We start from the raw sequence: 9,411 nt of genomic DNA, 5'->3' as shown, positions 1-9,411 counted from the left end.
CCCTCGCCCTCCTCCGCCGCGTAGGTCATCTTCAGGCCGGGCACCTTGCGGCCGTTGCAGGCGGCGAGCGGCGAGGCGGGTCCGTACCGGGTACAAGAAATCCGCCTCTGCGATGACGATGCTGCCGTGGCGCGGGGCATGGGCGTCTCCTCAGGCCCGGTCGTCGCTGCGGGGTAGGGGGCACCCGGCCCTCCGCCGTGAGAGGGCGTTCGCGGGCCGTCCTCCACCGGCATCGTCGATCGGAAGCGGGCGGAAGAGCCGAGGATGCGAGCCTCCGACGGCAGGATCGCTCTTGCGCGGCGATGCCGGTGATCCCCCTCCCCGGCCTCGTGCCGTGAAATGTTTCGGCGCGGGCGCGCACCTTGGTCGGGCTCCCGCGTTGGCGGAGACGAATTCCGGATCAGGGACACGCGCATGGCCGACGGCTTCGACGGACTCTCCGACAAGGCGCTCTCGATCTTCACCTTCGCGGCCTACCACCGCCTGCTCAGCGGCGAGCGCGTCGCCTCGGTGATCCGCAAGGACGGCGCCGGCCACGAGGCCGATCCCGAGGGCGTGTCCGAACTGGAGGGCCGCGGCCTCGTCAGCGCGAGCGACACCGGCATCGCGTTCAGCGAGGCGGCGCAGGATTTCGTCGAGACGCTGATCGAGGCGCTGCGCGGCCGAGTCGGCCGCTGAGGGTCCCATAACCGCGGCGTATCCCGCTCGCGCTCGCGCGGCGGCTCCGGGTGCCAGGTCGGCCCACGACGGCTGGCAGGTGGGCTTTCAACGCCTATCTATAGCCGTTCCAGACTGGCCCGGAGCCCGCATGAGCATCTCCCTCACGCTGACCGTGAACGGCACGGCGCGCGATCTCGTCCTGGAGGACCCGCGCGTTACCCTGCTCGACCTGCTGCGCGAGCGCCTCCACCTCACCGGCTCGAAGAAGGGCTGCGACCGCGGGCAGTGCGGCGCCTGCACGGTGCTCGTCGACGGGCGCCGGATCAACGCCTGCCTCGCGCTCGCCGTCAGCCTGGACGGGGCCGCGGTGACGACGATCGAGGGTCTGGCGCACGGCGACGCGCTGCACCCGGTCCAGGCGGCCTTCATCGCCCATGACGGCTTCCAGTGCGGCTTCTGCACGCCCGGCCAGATCATGAGCGCCATCGGCCTGATCGCGGAGGGGCAGGCCGGCACGGACCCTGAGCGGGTGCGCGAGGGCATGAGCGGCAACCTCTGCCGCTGCGGCGCCTACGCCGGCATCGCGCAAGCCGTGCTCGCTGCCCAGGGCCAAGAGCAGCGGGAGGACGCGGCGTGAACCTGTTCGCGTACACCCGGCCCGCCAGCGTCGCGGAGGCGGTCGCGGCCGGCCAAGCGCCCGGCGCGGCCTACCTTGCCGCCGGCACCAACCTCCTCGACCTGATGAAGGGCGGCGTCATGACGCCGACCCACCTCGTCGACGTGACCCGCCTGCCCGGCCTCGATCGCATCGATGTCCTGGAGGACGGCGGCGTGCGGATCGGGGCGCTGGTGCGCAACGCCGACCTCGCCCACGACGCGCGCTTCGCGAAGACCTATCCGGCGGTGGCCGAAGCGCTCCTGGCGGGGGCCTCGGCACAGTTGCGCAACGCCGCGACGACCGCCGGCAACCTGATGCAGCGCACCCGCTGCCAGTACTTCTACGACCCCGCCTCCCCCTGCAACAAGCGCGCGCCGGGCGCCGGCTGTGCCGCGGTCGGCGGGGCGACGCGGCTCCACGCGGTGCTCGGATGGAGCGAGCACTGCATCGCCACCCACCCGTCGGACTTCTGCGTGCCGCTTGCCGCGCTCGATGCGGTGGTGGAGATCGCCAGCGGCGCCGGCACCCGCGCGGTGGCGCTGACCGACTTCTATCCGTTGCCGGGCGACGCGCCCGAGCGCGAGACCGTGCTGGCACCGGGCGAGCTCATCACCGGCGTTCGCCTGCCGCCCGAGGCTGCGGGGTTTCAGGCGCACGCCCGCTACCTCAAGGTCCGCGACCGCACCTCCTACGCCTTCGCCGTGGTCTCGGCGGCGGCAGCGCTCCGGCTCGACGGCGACCGGATCGGCGAGGCCCGCCTCGCGCTCGGCGGCGTCGCCCTGAAACCCTGGCGGGCGCGGGAGGCGGAGAGCGTGCTCGCCGGCCGCGCCCCGGACCGTGCCGCGTTCCGGGAGGCGGCCGAGGCCGCGCTCGCGGGCGCGAGCCCTTCCGGCGAGGCCAACGCCTTCAAGATCGAGCTTGCCCGCCGCATCGTCGTCCGCGCCCTGACGCTCGCCGCCGCCGGCACCCCCGCGCGCGTGCCGGCGCTACCGGCCTCCCCCTTCGCCCCCTCCCCCGCAGGAGCCGCCCATGGCTGAGATCGCCCTCACCGCCTCGCCCGAGCGCGCCCGCCACGGGTCGAGTATCGGCCAACCGCTGACCCGCCGCGACGGGCCGCTGAAGGTGACGGGCCGGGCGACGTTCGCCGCCGACAACCTGTCCCCCGGCACGCTCCACGCGGCGCTCTGCGTCGCCCGCATCGCCCGCGGGCGCGTGACCGGTCTCGACGTCGCGGCGGCCAGGGCTCATCCCGGCGTCGTCGACGTGATGACGCCGGACAACGCGCCGACGCTCGCCCAGCACCCGGACGAGAAGGCCAACCCCTTCACCTTCCGCCTCGACCTGCTCCAGGATTCGGCCGTCCGCTACGCCAACCAGCCTGTCGCCGTGGTGATCGCCGAGACGCTGGAGGCGGCGATTGAGGGGGCGCAATTGCTCGCCCCCCGCTACGATGTCGAGCCCGCCCGCATCGGGCTCGATGCCGAGCCGCCGTTCACCCCGCCGGGCGTCGGCGTCGGCCAGCCGCCCGAGGAATCGCACGGCGACGTGGAGGCCGGCCTCGCGGCGGCCAGCAGGCGGATCGCGGCGACCTACGAGACGCCGGCGCAGTACCACAACGCGATGGAGCCGCACGCGGCGGTGGCGTCCTGGGACGGCGACCGGCTCACGCTCCACACCCCGAGCCAGGGCATGGCGATGGCACAGGGGCGGCTCGCCGGCCTGTTCGGCATCCCGCCCGAGAACATCCACGTCGAGAGCCCGTTCCTCGGCGGCGGCTTCGGCTCGAAGGGGATGATCTCCGGGCCGCAGGTGCTCGCCTGCATGGCGGCTCGCCTCGTCGGACGGCCGGTGAAGCTCGTGGCCGCCCGCTCGCAGATGTTCGGGCCGATGGGCCACCGCGCCGCGACCCGGCAGTCCCTGCGCCTCGGCACCGATGCCGAGGGCAGGCTGACGGCGCTGGAGCACCACACGCTCACCGCGTCGAGCCGCTTCGACGACTTCTTCGAGCCGTCGGGCAGCATTTCGCACACCCTCTACGCGAGCCCGGCCATCGCCGTGCGGCACGAGGCGGTGCGCCTCGACACCGGCACGCCGCTGTTCATGCGCGCCCCCGGCGAGGCCTCCGGCAGCGTCGCCCTGGAGAGCGCGATCGACGAGATGGCGCTCGCCTGCGGCATGGACCCGCTGGAATTTCGCCTGACGAACTACGCCGAGGTCGAGCCAATCTCGGGAAAACCGTTCTCCTCCAAGGCCCTGCGCGAATGCTACACCCGCGGCGCCGAGCGCTTCGGCTGGTCGGCACGCGCCAAGGCGCCGCGGCAGACGCGGGACGCGGACGGGCTGCTCGTCGGCTGGGGCATGGGCACCGCGACCTTCCCGGCGCTGATGTTCGAGGCGCAGGCCAGGGCCGAGCTGCGGGCAGACGGCACCGGCACGGTCGAGACCGGCGCGCACGACATGGGCCAGGGCGCCTGGACGGCGCTCGGCCAGATCGCCGCCGACGGCCTCGGGATCGGCCTCGACCGACTGACCTTCCGCATGGGCTCCTCCGACCTGCCGAACGCCGGGATCGCCGGCGGCTCGGGGCACACCGCGACCGCAGGCGGCGCGATCCACGCGGCCGGCCAGGACGTGATCGGCCAGCTCTCGGATCTGGCCACCAACGACCCCGCCTCCCCGCTCTACGGGGCCGGCAACGCCGGCGTCATCGCCCGCGACGGGCGCCTGATCCGCCGCGACGACGAGACCCGGAGCGAGGCCTTCGCGGCGATCCTGGCGCGGGCCGGCCGCGCGCGCCTCACGGGCACGGGCAAGGCGTCGTCCGATCCGGCGGCCAAGAAAACCTACGCGATGCACGCCCACGGCGCGGTCTTCGCCGAGGTGAAGGTCGATCCCGACCTCGGCCAGATCCGCGTCACCCGCCTCGTCGGCGCGTTCGCGGCCGGGCGCATCGTCAACCCGCGGCTGGTCACCAGCCAGTACTACGGCGGGATGATCTGGGGGGTGTCGTTCGCGCTCCACGAGCACGCGGCGATGGACGCCCGCACCGGTCGCTTCCTCAACGACAACCTCGCCGAGTACCACATCCCGGTGAACGCCGACACGCCGGCCATGGAGGCGATCCTCGTCCACGAGGACGATGCCCACGTCAACGCCCTCGGCATCAAGGGCGTCGGCGAGATCGGCATCACCGGCACGGCCGGCGCCATCGCCAACGCGGTCTGGCACGCCACCGGCGTGCGGGTGCGCGAGATCCCGATCACGCTCGACAAGCTGTTGGGATGAGCGCGCTGCGGGAGACCGCGGGCGCGGGCCCAAGGCCGTGCTACGGGCGGCTTCGCGCAGCCCCGGCCGCTCACGCCGTCTCGGCCAGGGCGCGGCCGAGGGCGGCGTAGACGCGCGGATCGCTCATCTGCGCCACGTTGAAGCACATGAACGCGGACGCGGACTGGGAGAGGCTGAAGACGTTGCCGGGAGCCAGCACGACGTTCTCGTGCAGCGCCGAGCGGGCGACTTCCGCCGCGTCGCGGCCGGCCGGCAGGCGGCACCAGAGATAGAAGCCGCCGCGCGGCATGATCCAGGGCCGGATCCCGAGGGGCTCGAGCTTCGCACGCGTCTCGCGCCGCGCCCTGGAGAGGCGGCGACGCAGAGATTCCAGGTGCTTGTTGTAGCTCCCGTCGCTCAGGACCCCGGAAATCAACGCGACGGCGATGGGGCTCGGACCGCCGAAGTTCGTCGCCACCTGAAGGTCGACGAGCCCGTCGATCCAGTTCGCCCGCGTTGCGATGTAGCCGCACCGGATCGATGCGGACAGCGTCTTGGAGAAGCTGCCGATCCGGATCACGCGGGACAGCCCGTCGAGGGCTGCGAGCCTCGGCGAGGCGTCCGGCTCGAAGTCGCCGAAGATGTCGTCCTCGACGACGGTGAGGTCGTGGGCCGCCGCCAGGGTCAGGAGTCGGTGGGCCGTCCGCGGCGACATCGTCGCGCCGGTCGGATTGTGAAGCGCGGAGTTGGTGATGTAGAGGCGCGGGCGGTGCGCGGCGAGCGCCTCGGCGAACAGCGGAAGGTCGGGGCCGTTCGGCGTGTAGGGGACGCCGACGATCTTCGCCCGATGGACGCGCAGCACCGCCTGGACGTTGAAATAGCAAGGGTCGTCGATCAGCACCGTGTCGCCGGGGCGCAGCAGGAAACGGCAGACGAGGTCGATCGCCTGCGTGCCCGAATTGGTGAGGAGGATCTGATCCGCACCGGCTTCGATGCCCTCGCCCGCAAGGTGGCGCGCGAGAAGCCGGCGCAGGGCGGCCGACCCGTGCGCACCGCCATAGTCCACCAGCACCGCATCGTCGGCCCGGGCGAGGCCCCGTATCGCACGGCGGATGGCGGCCTGCGGCATCCAGTCGGGCGGAAGCCAGCCGCATCCGGGCTTGAGCATCCCCGTCCCTGCGTCGAGCGACTGCCGGGACACCCAGAACGGATCGATCGCCCGATCCCGCCGCGGTTCGGCCTCGGCCGGCGCAAGCGGCGGCATCGCGCCCGCGACGTAGAAGCCGGAGCCCGGCCGCGAACGGATCAGGCCTTCGGCCGCGAGGCGGTCGTAGGCCTCGACCACGGTCGACGGCGACACCTCCATGGCAGCGGCGAAGCGGCGGATCGAGGGCAGCCTCTCGCCGACAGACAGGGCGCGACGGGCCACCTTGCGGCGGATCGCGTCCATCACCGCACCCGTGCGGGTGCCCGTCCCGTCGCTCATCGCCCGAACACCATCACCTGTGCGGTCCGTCCAACCCGTACAGTTCGGCCGCACCGTATGGGACCATCGCTGGCACGGCCAGCCTCGAACGCGCTACTGCCGCCGTCCGGGACAGGGCGACACGGATGCGGCGGACGACGGACGGATGGGGCAGCGGCCTCCTGGGCGTGATCATCTTCAGCGGCTCGCTGCCTGCGACGCGGGTCGCCGTCGGCGGCTTCACGCCGCTATTCCTGACCTCGGCACGGGCGGTGATCGCCGCCCTGATCGGGACGGCGCTGCTCCTGGCGCTGCGGACCAGGCGGCCGCTCCGGAACGACATCGGCCCCCTCGCCGTCGTCGCACTCGGCGGCGTGGTCGGCTTTCCGTTCCTCACGGCCCTGGCGCTTCAGCACGTCACGTCCGCCCATTCCATCGTCTTCATCGGCCTGCTGCCGCTCGCGACCGCCGTCTTCGGCGTGATCCGCGGTGGTGAGCGGCCGAAGCCGATCTTCTGGCTATTCTCGGGCGTCGGCAGCCTGACCGTCGCGGGCTTCGCGCTGTCGCAGGGCGGCCGAGCGTCGCTCACCGGCGATCTCCTGATGGTGGCGGCGATCCTGCTGTGTGGGCTCGGCTACGCCGAAGGGGCGACCCTGTCGCGCCGGCTCGGCGGCTGGCAGGTCATCTCGTGGGCGCTGGTGGTGGCGCTGCCGGTGATGGCCGTCGTCGCGCTGGCGACGCTGCCGGGATCGTGGAGCGGCATCGGCCTGCCGGCCTGGGCCGGGCTCGCTTACGTCTCTGTGTTCAGCATGCTCGTCGGCTTCGTGTTCTGGTATCGCGGCCTCGCGCTCGGCGGGATCGCGGGCGTCGGACAGTTGCAGTTGCTCCAGCCCTTCTTCGGGCTGGCGCTGGCCGGCGTGCTGCTGCACGAGCCCGTCGCCTGGACCATGGTGGCGGCGACGGGTCTGGTCGTGCTCTGCGTGGCCGGCGCCAAGCGGTTCGCGTGATCGGATCAAGACGGGGCCTTACAGGGCCTATCTGTTCTGGGCCGCCCTACCCCGCCCGGCTCAACCGCCGCGCGGCGGCGAACCGGTTGAGGAAGCGCGGCTCCTTCTCCGGGGCGATCCGGATGGCCAAATGCAGCGTGCCGCCCTCCTCCATGCGGCGATCGAGCACCTCGGCGTTCTCGTAGAGCCAGTGCAGCGCCGCGCCGTCCTCCGGCGGCAGCACCACCGCGAAGGTCGAGCGCGCCCGGGCGATGCGCGCCTCGATCCGGGCGGCGAGTGCCGACAGCCCCTCCCCCGTCAGCGACGAGACCAGGACGGGCGCCGCGCCGTCGCGATCGTTGCGGCCGTGGGCCGCGAGGTTCGACAGCCGCGTGCGCTCCCCCTCGTCGAGGAGGTCGGCCTTGTTCCAGACCTCGATGATCCGGTCGGCGGACGCCTCGATGCCGAGCTCGTGCAGCACGGTGCCGACATCCTCGGCCTGCGCCTCGGAATCGACGTGGGCGACGTCGCGCACGTGGAGCAGGATGTCGGCCTCGATCACGTCCTCGAGCGTCGCGCGGAAGGCCGCGATCAGCGGCGTCGGCAGGTCGGAGATGAAGCCGACGGTGTCGGACAGGATCACGGTCTCGCCGTGCGGGAGCTTGGTGGCCCGCGCCGTCGGGTCGAGGGTGGCGAACAGCATGTCCTGCGCCACCACCTCGGCCTTGGTCAGCGCGTTGAACAGGGTCGACTTGCCGGCGTTCGTGTAGCCGACGAGGGCGACGATCGGGTACGGCACGCGCGCCCTCCCCTGCCGGTGCAGGCCGCGGGTGCGGGTGACGGAATCGAGGTCGCGCTCGATCCGGGTCATCCGCTCCTGGATCATCCGCCGGTCGGCCTCGATCTGGGTCTCGCCGGGGCCGCCGAGGAAGCCGAAGCCGCCGCGCTGACGCTCAAGGTGGGTCCAGGAGCGCACGAGCCGGCTCTTCTGGTAGGCGAGGTGCGCGTGCTCGACCTGGAGCGTGCCCTCGCGGGTCGAGGCGCGCCGCCCGAAGATCTCGAGGATCAGGCCGGTGCGGTCGATGACCTTGGCGCCGAATTCCTTTTCCAGGTTGCGCTGCTGCACCGGCGAGAGGGCGCAATCCATCACCACGAGGCCGATCTCGCGGGCCTTGATCAGGCCGGCCATCTCGGCGACGCGGCCCTTGCCGAGGTAGGTCGAGGGCCGGATGCGAGCGAGACTCAGCGGGATCGCCTCGACCACGTCGAGCTCGATCGCGGCGGCCAAGCCCACGGCCTCCTCGAGGCGGGCCTGCGTCGAGCGCGTGACCGGAGCCGGTCCATGGGGAGAGAGCGCGGCGGTGCGGCTGAGATAGGGGCCGACGACGAGGGTGTGCGTGGCCGCCGCGATCTCGCCCTCGGGTGCGGCCATCGCCTGGAGCCGGGCCTCGCTGGCGGTCAGCATCTCGCTCATGGAGTCCTTGTGCCGCTGCCCCGGCAGGGCGGCGGCGTCACGCGTTGCACGATGCTCGAGATGGGGATCGGCCGGCGGCGAACCAAGGGCCGGCTCAGGCCGGCGCCTTCTCGGGTGCAGCCTCGTCCGGCTCGAACAGTTGCACGGGATGGCCCGGCATGATCGTCGAGATCGCGTGCTTGTAGACGAGCTGCGAATGGCCGTCGCGGCGCAGCAGGACGCAGAAATTGTCGAACCACGTCACCACGCCCTGCAGCTTCACGCCGTTGACGAGGAAGATGGTGAGCGGAATTTTGTTCTTGCGGACGTGGTTGAGGAAGGTGTCCTGAAGGTTCTGTGCGCGTTCGGCCGCCATCTTCTTGTCCTTTGTTGTCTTGGCGCCCGCCGCGAAGGGCGGGTTCTCGGTCGTGCTGCCGGTCTCGTCTTGCCGGTCCGGTCGCGGATTGCGGACCGCATTACACGTTCAAATTCCACTCCGATGCAAGACGTGAATGCAAGACTCGAACCGGCGTCGCCGTTCTCGGCCGCCCTGCCGATGCCGCGTCACATCCCTCAGGGACCGATCCCGAGCGACTTGAGCTTGCGGTGGAGCGCCGAGCGCTCCATGCCGATGAACTCGGCAGTGCGCGAGATGTTGCCCGAGAACCGCGCGATCTGCGCCACAAGGTACTCGCGCTCGAAGATCTCGCGGGCCTCGCGCAGCGCCAGGCTCATCAGCTTCTCGCCGCCGGCCCCGTTGGGCGTCGTCGGGACTAGGGCGCCGATCTCGGAGGGCAGCATCTCGGAGGTGACCTCCTGCTCCGGGTCGGCCTGGGTCAGGATCATCAGCCGCTCGACGTTGTTCTTGAGCTGGCGCACGTTGCCCGGCCAGTTGTGCGACTGCAACACCGCCATCGCGTCCTCG

Annotated in this window: 9 protein-coding genes; 5 read left to right on the top strand and 4 right to left on the bottom strand. The window is 72.0% G+C overall.

The features are described 5' to 3' along the window. Positions 1–414: 414 nt before the first annotated feature. The 4 genes from ACFE8Y_RS15610 to ACFE8Y_RS15595 all read left to right on the top strand — a co-directional run bounded on the left by ACFE8Y_RS15610 (position 415) and on the right by ACFE8Y_RS15595 (position 4,603). Positions 415–678: a hypothetical protein gene (locus ACFE8Y_RS15610; RefSeq protein WP_375465303.1), complete on the top strand. Its 264-nt coding sequence runs from the start codon at positions 415–417 to the stop codon at positions 676–678. Positions 679–808: 130 nt separating this feature from the next. Then, on the top strand, positions 809–1,297 hold the full coding sequence (locus tag ACFE8Y_RS15605; RefSeq protein ID WP_375465302.1) for a (2Fe-2S)-binding protein: 489 nt from the start codon (positions 809–811) through the stop codon (positions 1,295–1,297). Further along, positions 1,294–2,355, top strand: coding sequence for an FAD binding domain-containing protein (locus ACFE8Y_RS15600; RefSeq protein ID WP_375465301.1), 1,062 nt, complete (start codon positions 1,294–1,296; stop codon positions 2,353–2,355). Before ACFE8Y_RS15605 ends, ACFE8Y_RS15600 begins: the two co-directional genes overlap by 4 nt. Further along, complete coding sequence (locus tag ACFE8Y_RS15595) at positions 2,348–4,603, top strand: xanthine dehydrogenase family protein molybdopterin-binding subunit (protein ID WP_375465300.1); 2,256 nt, start codon at positions 2,348–2,350, stop codon at positions 4,601–4,603. The genes ACFE8Y_RS15600 and ACFE8Y_RS15595 overlap by 8 nt, the downstream gene beginning before the upstream one ends. Positions 4,604–4,673: 70 nt before the next feature. Here ACFE8Y_RS15595 and ACFE8Y_RS15590 read toward each other — a convergent pair whose 3' ends face one another. Then, positions 4,674–6,068, bottom strand: a complete 1,395-nt coding sequence (locus ACFE8Y_RS15590) for a PLP-dependent aminotransferase family protein (protein WP_375465299.1) — start codon at positions 6,066–6,068, stop codon at positions 4,674–4,676. Between the two features lie 125 nt (positions 6,069–6,193). Between ACFE8Y_RS15590 and ACFE8Y_RS15585 the strand changes: the two genes are divergently transcribed. Beyond that, positions 6,194–7,054 carry a DMT family transporter gene (locus ACFE8Y_RS15585; RefSeq protein WP_375465298.1) on the top strand — a complete coding sequence of 287 codons (861 nt, stop codon included), beginning with the start codon at positions 6,194–6,196 and terminating at the stop codon, positions 7,052–7,054. A gap of 46 nt (positions 7,055–7,100) precedes the next feature. Here the strand turns inward: ACFE8Y_RS15585 and hflX are convergent, their stop codons facing one another. The 3 genes from hflX to ACFE8Y_RS15570 all read right to left on the bottom strand — a co-directional run. Then, the gene (gene hflX, locus ACFE8Y_RS15580; protein WP_375465297.1) at positions 7,101–8,507 is read right to left on the bottom strand and encodes a GTPase HflX; all 1,407 of its coding nucleotides are present in this window, start codon (positions 8,505–8,507) and stop codon (positions 7,101–7,103) included. Positions 8,508–8,601: 94 nt separating this feature from the next. Beyond that, positions 8,602–8,862: an RNA chaperone Hfq gene (hfq, locus tag ACFE8Y_RS15575; RefSeq protein ID WP_375465296.1), complete on the bottom strand. Its 261-nt coding sequence runs from the start codon at positions 8,860–8,862 to the stop codon at positions 8,602–8,604. Positions 8,863–9,059: 197 nt separating this feature from the next. Further along, the coding region (locus ACFE8Y_RS15570; RefSeq protein ID WP_375465295.1) for a helix-turn-helix domain-containing protein at positions 9,060–9,411 on the bottom strand (352 nt) is incomplete at its 5' end.

Origin of the sequence: uncultured Methylobacterium sp., assembly GCF_964242245.1 — a bacterium.
In the GTDB taxonomy this organism is placed as follows: Bacteria; Pseudomonadota; Alphaproteobacteria; order Rhizobiales; family Beijerinckiaceae; genus Methylobacterium.
Note: the sequence above shows the minus strand (reverse complement) of the source record. Positions and strands in the feature narration are given on the sequence as shown.

Bases quoted from the DNA above. Each gene is read 5' to 3' on its own strand.
- ACFE8Y_RS15610 (WP_375465303.1), top strand. From the start codon at position 415: ATGGCCGACGGCTTCGACGGACTCTCCGACAAGGCGCTCTCGATCTTC.
- ACFE8Y_RS15605 (WP_375465302.1), top strand. From the start codon at position 809: ATGAGCATCTCCCTCACGCTGACCGTGAACGGCACGGCGCGCGATCTC.
- ACFE8Y_RS15595 (WP_375465300.1), top strand. From the start codon at position 2,348: ATGGCTGAGATCGCCCTCACCGCCTCGCCCGAGCGCGCCCGCCACGGG.
- ACFE8Y_RS15590 (WP_375465299.1), bottom strand. From the start codon at position 6,068: ATGAGCGACGGGACGGGCACCCGCACGGGTGCGGTGATGGACGCGATC.
- ACFE8Y_RS15585 (WP_375465298.1), top strand. From the start codon at position 6,194: ATGCGGCGGACGACGGACGGATGGGGCAGCGGCCTCCTGGGCGTGATC.
- hflX (WP_375465297.1), bottom strand. From the start codon at position 8,507: ATGAGCGAGATGCTGACCGCCAGCGAGGCCCGGCTCCAGGCGATGGCC.
- hfq (WP_375465296.1), bottom strand. From the start codon at position 8,862: ATGGCGGCCGAACGCGCACAGAACCTTCAGGACACCTTCCTCAACCAC.